General features: G+C 55.3%; 20 protein-coding genes. All 20 read right to left on the bottom strand.

Annotated elements, in window-relative coordinates; all coding sequences use genetic code 11:
- Positions 1–17 precede the first annotated feature (17 nt).
- The 20 genes from HMPREF0372_RS12155 to HMPREF0372_RS12250 all read right to left on the bottom strand — a co-directional run bounded on the left by HMPREF0372_RS12155 (position 18) and on the right by HMPREF0372_RS12250 (position 15082).
- Positions 18–827 (bottom strand): adenine nucleotide alpha hydrolase family protein, encoded by an 810-nt coding sequence (locus tag HMPREF0372_RS12155; RefSeq protein ID WP_007492839.1) that lies wholly within the window; start codon positions 825–827, stop codon positions 18–20.
- Entirely contained in the window at positions 824–2602 is a 1779-nt protein-coding gene (locus tag HMPREF0372_RS12160) for a VirB4 family type IV secretion system protein (protein ID WP_230979292.1), read from the bottom strand. The genes HMPREF0372_RS12155 and HMPREF0372_RS12160 overlap by 4 nt, the downstream gene beginning before the upstream one ends.
- A gap of 183 nt (positions 2603–2785) precedes the next feature.
- The gene (locus tag HMPREF0372_RS12165; RefSeq protein ID WP_007492844.1) at positions 2786–3367 is read right to left on the bottom strand and encodes a hypothetical protein; all 582 of its coding nucleotides are present in this window, start codon (positions 3365–3367) and stop codon (positions 2786–2788) included.
- Positions 3364–3654 (bottom strand): hypothetical protein, encoded by a 291-nt coding sequence (locus tag HMPREF0372_RS12170; protein WP_007492846.1) that lies wholly within the window; start codon positions 3652–3654, stop codon positions 3364–3366. Before HMPREF0372_RS12170 ends, HMPREF0372_RS12165 begins: the two co-directional genes overlap by 4 nt.
- Positions 3655–3662: 8 nt before the next feature.
- On the bottom strand, positions 3663–4211 hold the full coding sequence (locus tag HMPREF0372_RS12175; RefSeq protein WP_007492848.1) for a hypothetical protein: 549 nt from the start codon (positions 4209–4211) through the stop codon (positions 3663–3665).
- 25 nt (positions 4212–4236) lie between these two features.
- Positions 4237–6048 (bottom strand): DNA cytosine methyltransferase, encoded by a 1812-nt coding sequence (locus HMPREF0372_RS12180; protein WP_007492850.1) that lies wholly within the window; start codon positions 6046–6048, stop codon positions 4237–4239.
- Positions 6048–6437, bottom strand: a complete 390-nt coding sequence (locus tag HMPREF0372_RS12185) for a DUF7768 domain-containing protein (protein ID WP_007492851.1) — start codon at positions 6435–6437, stop codon at positions 6048–6050. The genes HMPREF0372_RS12180 and HMPREF0372_RS12185 overlap by 1 nt, the downstream gene beginning before the upstream one ends.
- Entirely contained in the window at positions 6434–7339 is a 906-nt protein-coding gene (locus tag HMPREF0372_RS12190) for a conjugal transfer protein TrbL family protein (protein WP_007492853.1), read from the bottom strand. Before HMPREF0372_RS12190 ends, HMPREF0372_RS12185 begins: the two co-directional genes overlap by 4 nt.
- A gap of 119 nt (positions 7340–7458) precedes the next feature.
- Positions 7459–7887: a hypothetical protein gene (locus HMPREF0372_RS12195; RefSeq protein ID WP_006876413.1), complete on the bottom strand. Its 429-nt coding sequence runs from the start codon at positions 7885–7887 to the stop codon at positions 7459–7461.
- A gap of 17 nt (positions 7888–7904) precedes the next feature.
- Positions 7905–8450: a DUF4259 domain-containing protein gene (locus HMPREF0372_RS12200; RefSeq protein ID WP_039997420.1), complete on the bottom strand. Its 546-nt coding sequence runs from the start codon at positions 8448–8450 to the stop codon at positions 7905–7907.
- A 44-nt stretch (positions 8451–8494) separates the two neighbouring features.
- Complete coding sequence (locus HMPREF0372_RS12205) at positions 8495–8959, bottom strand: hypothetical protein (protein ID WP_230979290.1); 465 nt, start codon at positions 8957–8959, stop codon at positions 8495–8497.
- A 34-nt stretch (positions 8960–8993) separates the two neighbouring features.
- A complete protein-coding gene (locus tag HMPREF0372_RS12210) occupies positions 8994–9335 on the bottom strand; it encodes a DUF3852 domain-containing protein (protein ID WP_006874004.1) in 342 nt (113 codons plus the stop codon).
- A 132-nt stretch (positions 9336–9467) separates the two neighbouring features.
- On the bottom strand, positions 9468–9932 hold the full coding sequence (locus HMPREF0372_RS12215; RefSeq protein WP_007492863.1) for a hypothetical protein: 465 nt from the start codon (positions 9930–9932) through the stop codon (positions 9468–9470).
- 14 nt (positions 9933–9946) lie between these two features.
- Positions 9947–10420: a hypothetical protein gene (locus HMPREF0372_RS12220; protein ID WP_007492865.1), complete on the bottom strand. Its 474-nt coding sequence runs from the start codon at positions 10418–10420 to the stop codon at positions 9947–9949.
- A 15-nt stretch (positions 10421–10435) separates the two neighbouring features.
- The gene (locus tag HMPREF0372_RS12225; protein WP_039997427.1) at positions 10436–12124 is read right to left on the bottom strand and encodes a hypothetical protein; all 1689 of its coding nucleotides are present in this window, start codon (positions 12122–12124) and stop codon (positions 10436–10438) included.
- 60 nt (positions 12125–12184) lie between these two features.
- Complete coding sequence (locus HMPREF0372_RS12230) at positions 12185–12742, bottom strand: DUF6550 family protein (RefSeq protein ID WP_007492869.1); 558 nt, start codon at positions 12740–12742, stop codon at positions 12185–12187.
- A gap of 197 nt (positions 12743–12939) precedes the next feature.
- Positions 12940–13485, bottom strand: coding sequence for a TadE/TadG family type IV pilus assembly protein (locus tag HMPREF0372_RS12235; RefSeq protein WP_007492872.1), 546 nt, complete (start codon positions 13483–13485; stop codon positions 12940–12942).
- Positions 13482–13877, bottom strand: a complete 396-nt coding sequence (locus HMPREF0372_RS12240; RefSeq protein ID WP_414016161.1) for a DUF4320 family protein — start codon at positions 13875–13877, stop codon at positions 13482–13484. Before HMPREF0372_RS12240 ends, HMPREF0372_RS12235 begins: the two co-directional genes overlap by 4 nt.
- The gene (locus HMPREF0372_RS12245; RefSeq protein ID WP_007492876.1) at positions 13874–14194 is read right to left on the bottom strand and encodes a hypothetical protein; all 321 of its coding nucleotides are present in this window, start codon (positions 14192–14194) and stop codon (positions 13874–13876) included. Before HMPREF0372_RS12245 ends, HMPREF0372_RS12240 begins: the two co-directional genes overlap by 4 nt.
- 15 nt (positions 14195–14209) lie before the next feature.
- Entirely contained in the window at positions 14210–15082 is an 873-nt protein-coding gene (locus HMPREF0372_RS12250; protein WP_007492877.1) for a hypothetical protein, read from the bottom strand.
- Between the last annotated feature and the right edge of the window lie 79 nt (positions 15083–15161).

The raw sequence follows: 15161 nt of genomic DNA on the forward strand, positions 1-15161 counted from the left end.
CGAATTCCCTTTCTCTTTTATAGATCTGCTGCTGGCAGTTCACCTTTCATACAGCAGGAACAGGGCAGATCCTCATCTGAGAAAGCGCCCGGAATCGCCAGCTGATTTTCATCCGCGCAGATAAAATCCCGCCAGGCCCAGTTCTGGCCCAACCCCCGCACTGATGTGAGGTTTGGCATGGCTGCGTCTTCAATCGCCAAAGCCCGCCGCAGCAAATCCGGGTAGCGGTGGTACAATGTCCGAATTTCCCACCGCTTCATGCTGGGGCAGAAGAAGCAGGAAGACTTGCCCGGCAGGGGAAGGCCGGCATCCCGGATCGCCTGGATGCAGTCCTTTCGGCTCCAGCCCCACTCCATCAGGGGATATTCCTTCTGGTATTTTTTATCCTGAAGGTCATGAGGAAGGGCGTTGAGCAGACGGCGCTCCTCTCCGGCATCGTATCCAATGAACTTGACGACCTTTTCTCCTTTCTCCCAGGCATCAATGCAGGGCTGGTAGTGCCTGCAGAACTTTTCCTGCGGGGCAACCTTGTGCTTGAGGGAGCATTTTTTGTACCCATAAGCAATGGAGGGCAGCGTTCCTGAGCGGAGGCACTCCTGCTCCAGCGTCAGCCTCTGGCCGTTCTTCTCGGTGTACCACACCCGCGTGATCGCCGGCATCCCATGGTTCTCCAGCCAGCGGCTCATGGTGTCCAGGTAGGCGTAGGTATGCGGCTGCTCGGCTCCGGGATCGGCAAAAAGGATCAGGTCGACTGGGACATGGTGCCGCCACAATCCTATCAGCATTGCCGTGCTGTCCGTTCCGCCTCCATACCCGACCACATTCATCGCCCGCCCGCTGTGCCGAACAGCGCCTCCTTATAGGCAGGAGCGTGAACCTCCAGCAGGTACCGCTCGTTGCCGCATTTGAACAGGCACACACCCCGCTGGGGGAATCGGATGAGGTTGTACTCCGCCTCCTCCAGCTGGAGCAGATCCATATAAAACCGCTTGTCAATGGAGCCGCAGTTGAAGATGAACTGGTGGGGCGGGATAGCGAACAGGGGCTTGGTCAACTCCCGGATGCCCTCCCGGTCAAAGTCCTCCAGATTCTGCGAGGCCATGATGAGGTTGGATTCCTTCTTGCGGACCCGCTTGAGAGTGTTGCGGATATACTCGATGATGGTGGTACCCACCGACACATTATCCGACAGCCACACATACAGCTCGTCCAGCGCCGCTGTGGTGTTGCCGATGGTCAGCAGGCGGTCGGACATATAGGACAGGATGTTGAACAGCATGGCGCCGCGCACATTCTTGCTGGCCTGCAGCAGCCCCTTGACCCCGAAGACGATAAAGCGGGAGGAGGTCACATTGGTGTGCCCGTTGAAGAACTGAGCCTCGGCGCCCTGGCACATGGAGTGGAGGCCCAGCAGGATCTCCTGCAGCAGTTCCGCTGTGTAGAGCTGGTGGCAGTTCCCATCGTACTCTCTGTACTCCTGCTCAATGAGTTTATAGAGGTCGGAAAGGATGGGATAGTCCTGGGGCTTGAGGCCGGCGAAGTTGGTGCTGTCGCTGATGCCCCATTTGGCGTACAGCTTGCCCACCATGATCTCAATGGCGTCGATGTGGCGGTCTGAGAAATCCTTGTAGGCCCGGAAAAAGTCCTTGAGAAAGGAGATGTGCTGGGAGAGCCGGGTGGATTTGCGGAATGCCTCCGGCGCGTCCCTGTCCTCCGGGCCACTGCCGTCATCCCAGCACTTGGGCTCCAGCGGATTGATGCGGTACACGCCGCCCATCAGATCCATGAAGCAGCCGCCCACCGTCTCACACATATCCTTTTGTTCGTGTTCCACATCCAGGGAAATCACGGATTTGCCCGCCTCGAGGAAGTTGAGCAGGAGCAATTTGAGCAGATAGCTCTTACCCTGGCCGGAGTTGCCGAGGATCAGGATGTTGGCGGAGGTCTTATCGTCATCTCGCTTATCAAAATCTACGAGGATATTGGCCCCGTACTTGTCCTTGCCGATGTAGAATCCGTGAGGATCGGTCTTGCCAGAATAATTGAAGGGATACAGGTTGGCCACCGAGCTGGCCGGAAGGACCCGTTCAAATTGGGCGCCGAAGGCGTTGCGGCCGGCCGGCATAGCAGAAACAAAGCCCTCCTGCTGACGGAGCATAAGCCGGTCCACATTGAGCTTGGAGCGGACCAGTTCGGTGAGCACATCGGTCTGGAGCAGCTTGAGGGCGTCGTAGTCCGGGGCGGTCAGCTCCAGGAACACCGCACAGTGGAGGAGCGGCTCCCGGTTGCGGTGCATGGAGGAGACCAGGGTAACCACATCCTGCAGGTTGGCCTCGGCGGTGACAGTCTGCTGGAGATCCTCGGTGCTGGAGCGGGACATTCGGTGCTTGTTGGCGGCGTTGTGGATGATCCGGCGCTCCTCACTGGGGGTGACCTGCCGGGTGTAGATGCGGATGGTGACCCCGTCCATCTCGCCCAGATGCCGCAGGATGGCCTGCTCATCGGTAGAAGTGGGGTACTCCCGCAGCGCCCATACACAGCGGCAGGTGTTGCCGCACAGGTAGTGGTCCACCTTGAAGTCGATGACCGAGGGGGCGACCATGTCGAGGAAATCCTTGATATATGGTTCCTCCACCACAGGCCGGGGAGAGTTCTTTGTTCTGTTTTTCGGCAATGAAAAAACCTCCTGTCCAGGCCGGCAGGAGATCTTTTATCGCACTGTTTCTTCCTGATATGGCCCGGAAGTTCTCCTGACGGCCATATCAATTAAATTGTGGGGCACGGGTCAGTCATTCAGAATGATCCAGCGTTCCCCGTCGTAATCCTCATATTTTTCCGTGGTGGCATTCTGCTCAAAATACACGCCCAGCATGCGCTTGAGATCCTCGCCGCTGGCGAGGCTTGCCTTGAAGCCCTGATCCTCGAGGCTTTTCTGGATGCGGGAGAGGTGGGTGTGCAGCTCCATCCCTGTTTCCTCACGCAACCGGACCAGTACGAAGAACTCACGGGCGGTCGCCATCTGGATCTGCAGGCGGTCCAGTGATTTAGCGTCCGCCTCCAGCAGCCGGCTGATGACCGGCAGGTCCTCCTCGGCAGCCCGCTGGCGATAGTGCCTCTTGTTGTCCTCAAAGCTCTCCTTGGAGTTGAGGGCCAACATCTCGATCTCAGCCTGCCCCTTGAGGACGGTCATGAGGGCATAGATGCGATTGCTCACAGCCTCCGGGGGCTGGACCGAGAGGTTGGTGGGCTTGATGGCAAAGAAAATCAGCCTCCCATGACTGGTCTTTAGGCCGCTGTCGGTGATCTCGTCGATCCCGATGAGCTGCCGGGTAGTCTGTTTGGCCGTTGCTTCTTTTTTTCTGCTCATTTTCTATCACTCCTATCCGTTGATGGATTACACAGCCCCCAGGCATAGGTCTGCTGGCCCAGGAGGAAATATCGGATTGCATAGCGCAGGAAGTCCAAGATACTGGTATCCTCCAGCCGAATCGAGAGGAAGGCATAGGCCGCAGTGATTACCACTGGGGGCAGGAAGCCAAGTTGGGCCATGGCAAACACAGAGATCAGGGTGCCCACGCCAATGATAGCGATGTCCCGCAGTTCCCACAGCCACAGTACGGCTTTGGATTTCAGATTATCGGGATAAATGTACATGTTTCACCTCACATCGTCATGCTCATTCCAAACCCCTGTTCATCCTGATCGGGGCCGAATTCCTGATCTTGTACTTCGTCTGGGCTTTGTTCCATCAACCAAGATTGGAGTTCCTGTGCCACCAACCCCACAACGAAGGCTCGTTTGGATACGCCATTATGCGCCTCCACATACTGCTCAACGCGGTGGAAAAGAGATTCGGGCATAGCAATGGCCAGCGTCCGTTCTTTCTTGTTGTCCTGAAGGGCCGCACTCTGGAGCGGTTCCTCGCCATGTTCCCACTGATCCAGTGCCTGATTCAAAAGGCTCTGAACCAGTGCCTTTTGGGTGAGGGGCGCATGAGCATCCAGGTAGGACTTCAGCCGCTGAAACATGTCATCTGAGATCTGAACGGCCAGGGTGCGCTGTTCCTGCTTTGCTGTGGCAGGCTGGTCCAGATAGGTAGTGAGTATCTTAGTGAGGTACTCACCGTTTGTCATTTCAGGACTTTTGCCCTCCATCAGCCGCTTGTGAAGCGACTCGGGAATCAAGCCGCAGAGGTTTTTCATCGGTTCCATGATCGCATCTCCTATTCATAATCATTCAAGCTATCTGTGCTGTGGTCGCCCATGCGATTCCTTGCAAAACATAGTCGACGCAAGGAATCGCTACACTGTTGCCCAGTGCTTTATAGCGGGCGGAGTCGGAAGCACCCTCGATATCAGTCCAACCATCCGGAAATCCCTGCAGGCGCTCGCATTCCAGCGGGGTCAGACGGCGGATCAGAAGAACCGAGGCACCTCTTGGAGCGGAGGCGCTGTTATCTGGCTCGTCCATATCCACGACCAAATCTGTTGCGTCTTTGTGCTGACGGGCGCTCTGAGTGCTGACCACCTCGTTGCTTTTGAACACATCCACACGCTGGCGGCTGAACACGGCATGGTGATCGGTGGCGGTGAGAGTATAGGCGATGCCCTGTTGATACCCAATCCCGTTCCCGCCGTTCATAGGCTGCCGGTCAATGGCATTTCCGGTGATACAGAATATCGTGTCCGGTTCTGCGACCAGCGGGACATTGTTCCCACCCGTACCGTAACGGGCTGACATTGTGGGCGCCACAGAATGTGGGCCGGTGTAGCGGGCATCGATCCCGTGGTTCTCGAATACAAGCGACTGGTGGCCATGCTCCTGTGCCCGAAGTGTTCCGGCAACATTTTCGCTGCAGGCAATGGCGCGTCCGCCCTGGTCATTAAGGCACAGGATGGATGGCATACAGTTCCCGCTGGCGGTTCCTTTCAAGGTAGGCGAGACTTCCTCTCCATAGCCAATACTGCCCGCAGAAGCACCAGCTCCAGCAGAAAAAGCAGCTGTAAAAATGGCGGGATACCCTTGTCCGGGCATACCGCCGCCTCCGCTTAGTGCTGTGTGCCGCTCCTCGGAAAGGAAGCAATCACCGTTGCCTTTGGCCGTGATTCCGGCCACAAAGGTCTGCTGTTTCATCCCTGGCTGGGCGGTCAGCGCCGCGGCTACATCATGAAGATCCCGCACCTCGTCCCGCTGATTGGCGGCAAAGGCGGTGAGCACACCGTTTCGTCCAGTGGACATACCACAATTAACACCGAGAGTGGCTGCCTTTTCTCCTGTCAGGTCTCCGTTGTATCCGTCGAATCCGATGGGGCCAGTCCCGCCTGGAGGATCAGAGCATCCCGGAGCTGAGGCGGCAGTTCCTTGCCTCTGGCCTCCGCTCGACGCAGAATACCCAGGCAGGCGGTTTTGCTCAAATAGTATTTGCGGGGCGGATCGTCCTGCAAAATCTGCGACAAGGAAGATTCTCTTGCGACGCTGGGCGACACCCCAGAATTGAGCATCCATGACTCTCCAAGCCAGGCTGAATTGATCTCCCAGAATGATTGCCCCAGCAGATTCCCATGTCCCAGAGTCAGGTCGAGGCACTGAACAGGAGCCGTCTTTAATTCGGACAATCTCCTCGAGGACGATGCGGAAATCTTCGCCGCCCGCTGAACTGAATGATCCTGGTACATTCTCCCAGCACATATATCGAGGTCGAACAGTGTGAGCTGTTCTGCCGCGCCGCTCATCTGCATCCCTCATTTCTTTTACAACGCGGATCTGCTCCATAAACAGGCCGGAACGCTCTCCGGCAAGACCGGCTCTGGCCCCCGCCACGCTGAGATCCTGACAAGGGCTGCCTCCTGTGATAATGTCTACCGGGGGAAGTTCGGCACCATTCAGTTTCGTGATGTCCCCGACATGGAGCATGGAAGGGAACCTCTTTCTTGTCACTTCGATGGGGAAGGCTTCGATCTCGCTGGCCCACACCGGCTCGATGCCGTTGCGGACCGCCGCGAGGGGGAACCCTCCGATTCCATCGAACAGGCTGCCCAGCGTGGGCATTATGCCATACCCATGCTCTGCCCTGGAGCTTCGCTTTGCTCCATCTCAGCGGGCAGAGCCTCCTGCTTGATTTCCAGCTCCCCAATCTGTCGGATGGGGATGCTGAGTCTTTGGGCCTCCTCAATCTCACGGGCCATGCCGGAACTGACCCTGCCGCCGCAGAGCCACAGTTCATCGCAGACTTCCAGCACCCGATGTCCCAGCCGCAGTCCAATTTCCCGTTCTGTTGGCTCAGCGTCATCCAACATCTGTGGGTAGAGCAGGTGGACGGCGATGGGCGTATGCCCCTGATGGATGGCATACCGGCACGCCTTTTTCGCAAACGCGGTGTTTGCCTCAATATCTCCTGCATAGGGAGAGGCGATGTAAATCAGTTTTTCTCTGCTCATTTAGCCGCCCCCACTGCCTGTACCACGGTGCGGGTGGTGTTGACCGCTGACTGTGCTGCATAGACAGCGGACATGATGTTGGCGCGTGTCGAGGTGTCCAGCCCAAAGGCGCCGCAGATGCGGGGCACTTCACCGGCCGACAGCATCAGGCCAAGGCCCAGCAGCGCATGATCCTTCAGCACCAGCAGTCCCGCTGTAAGGATGGTGGCCTGCAGGAAGGTGGTCAGACACAGACCGATGATCTGCTTGCACCACTGCACAAAACCGTCCATATAGCCGCGGGGCACCGAGAACATATACAGGGAACCCACAGCTATCTGGATGAGTAAGATTCCTCCGCGCTTGAGGTTGGAGAAAAAGCACTTGATGACGGCGTACCCCATCATGATGATAATAAAAATGACCATGATGGGGCTGGTGATGCTGCCGATCCCGCCGAATACGCCGGAGGAGGCCGCGGCCCCGATATCCACGCCCTGCAGGGAGTTGATGATATCAGTGGAAAGGGCATCAAAGCTCTCGCCATACCCGGTAATTCCAGAGGTCAGGTTGGCCTGCAGCGTGACGGAGAGTTTATAAAGTTCCACCGGCACCAGGGTAAAGCACCCCACGGCCATAAAGCCCTTGACGGCGCTGATAGCCGCGTCCTTGATGCTGGCCCGTCCGGTCTGGTATTCGATTCCGACCTCGAACACGGCCACCACCAGCCCGACGACATACAGCGTCCAGGCCAGATAAGAAAAAAAGAGAACAATGGACTGTACCCAGCTCATCTCAAAGAGCTCGACGCCCATGTTCCCCATCTCGGCAAAAAAGTTGCCAAAGAAACCAACAAGCTGGCTGTAGACCCAGTCGATAAACTGATCCATCAGCCCGCCAAGGAAAAAGTCCAATATAAACATCTGGTGGTTTCACCTCTTTGCGTAAGGGGGACCGTGCCAGCATTGGACGCATACTCCTGCTCAAAGGCACAGGGGCCGTGACTGGGCACGGCCCCTGCTTGTATTCGCTTCCTATTTTCTTAGCACATTTGCGGGCTGTGTTCTTGCGCCTCCTCCTGACGCTGGAACACCTGCAGATATTCGTCCACCGTACCCGCCAGCAGCCTGTAATCCGCCTGAGTAGGCTGGTAAACATACCAGTCTACCTTCCCATAATCATCCCAGAGGTGTGGTAAGATACCATCCGAGAAGTTGGGATTGCTCACTTTTTTCTTTCCCAGTAAATCGCCAAAGCGTAGGATATTCACATCCACCGCGCCCTCGGTCCGGTTCAGGATCGTCAGCTTGAGGGCATTGTACTGGCTGGCAATGTTCAGAGAAACAAACTCCAGCCTGGCCCGCAAATCCGGGTCAAGCTGGATATAGGCGGATCTGCCCGCATAAGACACAACGCCGCTGGTTTTGCACTGAGTGAGGATTTTCCTCAACTCCTGTCCAAATGGATTCAATTTTCTTCTTTCCCTCCCTACATGGTTAATTCCGGGACAGTCGGCGCCAGTGGATGAGCTAACTCCAGCGTACTGCCTTCCAAGGCCAGAACGCCATCCAGCCGGTGAATAAGGCCCTCCATGTGTTTCTGCCATCCGTCCCAATCCTTCGGATCAAACCAGCCGCCGGGCAGCTCGCCGGCTTTGATCTGCCGCTCCGCTCTGATCCTGGCGTATTTCAAAGTGTCCGCAAGGTAATCCCGGAGTTCCCGGAGAGAAGCCCTTGATGCTGTAAACGAGGTGATGGACCGGAACTTGTTGTCCTCGGCCGCCCACTCCTCATCATAGTCCAAACTGCCAGGATCACCGTCAAGATACTTTACAATGATCTCAGCCAGTGCCATAGGGCTGGTATGCGCACACCCCAGCTTTACATCACAGGGGGCATTCCATCGGTCTTTCTTTAATCGTTCAAGCATTTCTCCCAGGTCCAGTTGTCCATCTGCCGGTAAATTGTACCGGACACATCCAACCGCATCCAGTCCATCGTCGGACTCCAGTGCGGTGATTCCCCAACAGCCCATAGAAACCGTCTCCCATTTCCGGCTTACGCCTCATCATTCTTGTCCTACATTTCCAGTTTCGGTCCAATCTGCTCCTGCTCATCCAGCCCAAATGCCTCGCGCATTTCCGCATCCACCAGAATCCCGAACGCTTCCTGACAATCTGCGCAGCTCACGATCCAGGTCTTTCCTTCAAAGTACCGGAGCATTTCCGCCAATATTCTGGTCTTCGGGTCCGAGGCAGAGAGAAGCTGCTCCACCTCCTCCCGCGAAAGATATTTGCGCTCTCCGCTCCAGGAGCCAATCACGCCGACAGTGTACTCAGGGATTTCCTCCGGCAGTATTTTACAATTCAGAACCGGATCTGGATCAAAGGTGAAAAACACATCAATGGGAGTATCTTCTACCACGCTTACCCCGATGCCGTATGGACCTGCACCTGCTCTGCACATCCCGATAGACCGCTGGTACAGCTCGTTAACCAATGAAAGCATTTTATTTCCGGATGGATTTGGAATTGGATATTCCATTGCTTCCTTCCTCCTGTATTCTCAGAATAATTCTTTACATTCCCAGGATCGTCCAGACATAGGTGGGAGCCGTCAGGGTGAAGATAAGGCAGGCAAACAGGATGGCCGGCGCAGTCCATTCGAACTGGCCGTGCTTTCTATAGTCAAAATACGCCATGCCCAATTTGGCGAAGAAGAACACAGCCAGAACAAGGTCAATCACGGGAAAGACCACATTATTGACAACCGTTTTGATCTGGGCGGATGCGTCCGTCCAAGTGCCTTCAATGGCACCAGCCACATCCCCGGTTCCTGCCGCAAATGCGGGTACCGTAAACATGATGGCCAGCATCATTACCATTACGACCGCACAGAGCATCTTTTTCGTTTTCATCATCAAATACCACCTTTCTTTGCTGAAAAAAGAAAGGCCGCAGGGGTGTTCCCGCGAATGGATGATCTATCCCGAACAGGCCGCGAGGCACTTTCCCACGGCCCGTTTCTTTTCTGATTTTGTTACTGTGAATGCTTACATCGTGAGCACAGGTCCACTCAGTTCCTGTGTTTCCAGGAACTGAGCCCGGATTATTTCTTCAAACGCTTCCTTTGCTAACCTACAGAAGACAGAGTACATAGGCAGACCGTTCTCAGCCGTGTATTCATACGGTTCAGGTAACCGCCCGCATTTTGTAAAAAAGTTCTTTTCCGCCTCCATAAGCCGCTCAATAGACCACTCACGTACTTCGTTCCGATATTCCAAGACGGTTTGAACATGGCGCTCATCTCTTGCGGAGAGAAGCGTGGGGTAACGAAGTTCAGCATACTCTTGGGCGGTCATGTCCATATAGCGTTCAAATGTTCTGCGTGTCGGCAGCCCATATTGAGGCTTCATTTCCCTTGCCACTGGCAGCCTTCTGTTCTTTTCTACAAATCCCGCAAAGGCTTCTTCGATTTTCTCCTTGGTCCATACTGCCGGAGGCCCTTTTTTGCACATTGTCAACCGCCTCTTTACATCAAGAAAGAAATATCTAAAAACTGCGTTTGAGCAGCCTCGACCAGTGGGGCTACTTCAATGACCTCTGGATTCTGTTGGAACTTCAAATCTCCCCGGAAGCCCAGTTTCAGGTTACTGAATGTTTCGGCGGCCTTCAGCAGTTCGGGCGGCGATTCTGGAGGCATATCCTGCATCCACTGTACCCATTCACCTTTCTGAAAGCGGGGATTTAGCCGAAGGATCACATAGTCCTCCGGCACAAACTTGGGATAGCGGCCGATGCTGCCGCCCACCTTATAGTAGGGCTTTCCCTCCATCATGACCGTGGCCCGCATGAGCGTCAGGGTATCCTCCAAAGAGGCGCAAAACCAGCACTCCCTATCGCCCATACGCCTGATTCGGCCATCCCGCAGGATGCTGTCCAGATTCTTTCGGTGCGTGTAGTGGTAGACCTCGCCAGGCTGCTCATCCAGTCGGATGTATCCCATGGCTTCACCTCCCGCCTATAGATCAAGCGGAGCGATATGCCAATCGTCCCATAGATTGCCCCGGATATTCAGTGAATCGGTGAGGTTGACCGAGAGCATCCCTGCCGGGGTCCAGCAGTCAATGACCCAGGTGTTGACCGTATAGGAGCCATCCGGGTACCAGATAGGAGTGAAATGGGTACGCCGGTTATAGGTGCTATACTCGTTCTTCTGGAACTCCAGCCGGGAGGACGAGGAACTGATAGAGATGCGGTCCAGCAGCCTCCAGAACGACTCATAGTTAAATTCCGGGAAGTAGCTGACTGCGTTCTGCAGGGCAGTCGTGGCCGATCTCTGGGAACTGCTCACCCTGGCGGTGACGACCTGATTTACGCCATAGCCGGACTTCATGCTGTTGCCGCTGGCGGTGGGGTTCTTCTCATCTGGGGTAATTTCCATGTCGGCGGAAAGGCTGGCACTGTAGCGGTCCAGATCAAATTCCCACCAGCCGTGGTCGCACCAGTATCCGTCCTCATCATCGCCATGCCATACCCAATACTCCTGCCACCATGGGTCCCAAATGGTCCACTGGGCCGAGGTTTTCTCCGGCCGGTCTGGGACCGGGGAGGGTGTGAAGGAGTCGTTCCGGTCATCTGCTACTGGATTGGGCGGCGGATTCTCGTCCAGATCTACGATCTTACAGTGGATGGTGGCCTGTGCTGATCCTGGGCCGGATACATCCACATCGATGGTCATGTCCTGCGGCTCGTCCGGTGTAGTCCAGCGTACCCAGGCCAATTGGGAATCTCCGTCCGGGTAGTAGACATTGCTGACCGTATAGGTCGTCCCATCAATATGGAACCGTACAGTGACCGGATCATCCGGGTCACTTTGGCCACCGCTGACCTCTACCGCCGTGATGACCTCGGTATTGGTTCGGTATTCATAGTCATAGGTGCTGATCTCCGGCTCCTCCGGCTGCTCCTCAAAGCGGACGATACCAAGCCCAAGGGAGGACTTGATGTCCGAGTTGGACACATTCTTATTGGTGGGGCCGGACCATGCAGGGTAGCCTAAATCGGGCGTTTCCAAGAACATGGACAGCGGGAGGTTTTTAGCGGTCAGCGATCCCATCCAATAGCGGAGCTGTCCTCCAACCACCTCATCATAGAGAGCAGCTTCGGTCGCTGTTGTAGCGATCATGACACCTTCGAACTTATAATAGGCGATGGGTTCCAGCAGAATTTTATACTCGCCGCCGATAAGTGTTTCATAGTTCATGCCAGCCTGCTCTGCGATTACTCGAATTACTTGCTCATCCGTAAAATAACTCTTGATTGCTTCAATGTTATTTTTTCCATTGGTACTAATAATTCGAGGAATTGCCTGACTTGGAGTTTTATAGGTATATCCGCCTTGGACTGGCGACAACCCTGTACCATTGTTGTATTGAATCTTGCTTACTTTTCCGAAATGGTAGATAGAAGAAGATGGCGCTTTGTTCGTAAGGTCAAAGGGAGTTGAAACTACCGCATGATCGCTGGAACGCACGATGGTCACTCGAACGCCCTCATTCCCAGGATTCCAAGAGCCATGGCTGGTGGCGTCACCCATATTCCCACCGCCACCGTCAATGTTGCCTTCGCCAGTGGCAAAGGCAGTTAGCGGACTGAACATGCAAAGAACAACAGCAAATGTGAGCAGTATGCACCAAAGCCTTCTCATTGTTCCTCCTTTCTGGCAAAACAAAAAGCACAGCCGAAGCTGTGCCTTTTGCCCTGGTCCTTATCCCATGATGCCGATTTTATTCCCGTTCTCATACATATCGTCAAGATATTCCCCCTGATTTTCTCCCGCATTGGGGACATTATCGAAACCAGGCAGACCGCCACTGGTGTTGGTGGAGGGCTGTTCAGGGGGAGGCGTCACATTGTTGTGATCCTGCGACTCAGGAGTACCCTCGACCGGAGTCCCATCCGGCGTCTTGGTGGGGTCCTTCAGTTCATCCTCTGTATATTCCGGTTTGACCGGGTCCGGCTGAATGGTCTGCTCTGTGCCGGTAAAATCCGCGCCGTTTCCATCATCGGTGTTGGTACTGGCATCCGGGGTTTCCGGGTTAACGGTCACATTATCTCCCGGCTTCTGGTTATCCTCGGATTCTGCGGGAGGCGGGGTACTGCTGTCCAGGTCCACCACTACATCGCCCTGCTGGGAGCTGTTGGGCGGGAGCGGGTCATCGGTGACCTTGTCTTTGCTGAAGCTACTTGCGATCACAATAACCAGCACTACGCAGACGGCGAGGCAGCCGGCCACAGTCAGCCATTTCTTGGTGCTATTTTTCATCGTCTGGATTCCTCCTTTTTCTGTCGGTTATGCTTCTTGTAAAACTGTCCGTGTGATTTCAAGCCGTTGAGGGTAGGTCGTCGTAGAAAAACTATTACCCACATTTTCCTATACCTCTTGGATCTTGTCAACACGAACCCTACCACAAGCATGGCAAGAAGTCTATCAAAGCAATAGAAAACTTTTTGAAAACAGTATTAAAACTGGGGCGTGTAGCCCGCGCTGACTTTGACTGTCATCCGCATAGGCGGCAGAAGTTCTCCGCCAAAGGATACCGGGACCTCCAGCTCAATTTCACAGTCCGCTACAAAACGGTCACCGGCGCTGTCTCCGGAAGCGAACGGCGCGTTGCGGATCTCCACATCAAGGCCCCATACACGGAACTCCATGCCGCCATCCTCCGTGTACTGGGTGTGGTAGCCGCCCCGATAGGTCAGCCCAAGGATATCGTCCAGGCGTCCATAGATATCGCCATAGTCCAGTGATTCCTCAAAGTCTCCCGCCAACGGCTGGTAGGCGCCGGAGTAGCCCTCCCGGACGCCATGGTACACATCGTCATAGTTGTCGTTGACGGTGGAGATCACAGCCTCCTGTACCGCGTCCCGGACGCCCTGGGCCACGATGAGCAGACGGAAATATTCGCTGATGCAGCACATCAGCATTACCAGCACCAGCACAATGGCAATAATCAGGGGGAAGGCCACGCCGCGCCGGTCTTTCAAAATCTGCCGGAGTCTGTTCATTTCCAGTACACCTCCGACTTTCCTGTGGCATCTGCCCGCAGGGTGATGGGGAAACTGCCAAAGCCGGCAAAGAGACCGAGGTCGATCTCATGAGTGAGCGTGACCGTGACCTCCTCGTTGAGCTGGATGCGGCCGGTATCGCTCCATTCAATCTCCGGGTCCAGGCCGGTCTGCTCCCGCAGGGCCTGTTCCCGGCGGTCAGTTTCCGGCCCGACCCTGCCGGCGATTTCCGCCTCACGCACCAGTTCAGTGGCAAAGGTATCGAGCTGCTGTTTGGCAATAAAGGCTGGGAGGACCTGCACTGCCAGCGCGATCACCAGCATGGCGCAGAGCACCAGGACGCACACATCGATGTATCCCTCTCCGCGTCGGGATCTTAAAATCTGTTTCAGCACATGGTCACCTCCATCCCGACATTACTTTGTTCCAATTCGGAATGATCACTGATGATATACCACGCTCCCTCATGGTAATTGCAGTTTGCGATTACCTGGGGGAGAAGTTCTTCCGCAGGCATCTCCCGGTCGTATCCTGGGCATCCCGGATGGCCGGACATGCTTTGTCCTGTCAGCAGTTCAGCCGCCTGTGCCACAGTCAGATCCACATATCCGCCAGGGGTCATCAGATGAAATGCTTCCCCTGGATGAGCGGCGATAAAATCCTGAACGGTAAGTGGCTGCTTCTTCAACGAGTCTTGCATATAGTCCATTTGGTGCCTCCTCTCTTAAAACATCCCGCCCAGGGAGTGGATGATTTCATAGATGATGATGGCCAGATAGGTCACCAGGAAGCACATGAGCAGGACAAAGGAGAATACACGGATCTTAGGCGGGATCTTCATGGCCTTTGCCTTGAGCCGCTGGAGTTCCAACTGCTTCATATCGTGGCTGAGCATCTGAAAGTAGTGGACTCCGTTGTCGCCCCGCAGCACGCCGATGAGTCCGCGGACAATATCCGAAAGCAGCGGAGAGTCGAACCGGGCCTCAAAGCGGGTCAGTGCCGCCTCATAGGAGCCGGAACGCATATCCGCGGTGAGGACATCCAGTTCAGCGGAGAAAACAGGACCGGAGTTTTGCTTGTAATGCTCGATCATGCTCAGCACATCCCGGCTGGCGGCCAGTTCTTGGGTGATGGTGGCCACGAACCGGGGCAGTTCCGCCTCAATCTCGTCCCTCTTGGCAGAGAGTTTTTCCTCCGCCCTGCGAATCTCTTTGAAATAAACCGCCACCGCCAGAAGAACAACTATCAGCGCCAACATTGGGAAAATCAACAGGCACGGAATCACCGCCAGTAGCACTGCACCGGTCTTGACCATGGCAAAGGCGGTGTACTCCTCCGGTGTCATGTTCAGCCCAGCAGCGGCCAGCGTATTTTTCAGACGGCCCCGCTTATACTCATCCATATGGATGTGTGGGGCCAGCTTGATCGCCCAGCCCATGAGCAGGGCCTCCACACTGCGGGCCTGCTTCTTCTCCTGGCGGCCCACCGAGAGCATGGCACGCTGGGTGGCCAGACGGGGGAGTCTGAGCAGATCAGCCATCAAAAGAAACATACCCAGTGCAAGGAATATGCCAAATAAAAACAGAAGGAAAGTCATGGTTGTTTTGTTCACCTCCACATAAAAACAGAGCCAGTACACGACAGATGTATACCGGCCCTGTTTTTCTTCTTATGCT

It is taken from the genome of Flavonifractor plautii ATCC 29863 (assembly GCF_000239295.1).
Taxonomy (GTDB): Bacteria; Bacillota; Clostridia; order Oscillospirales; family Oscillospiraceae; genus Flavonifractor; species Flavonifractor plautii.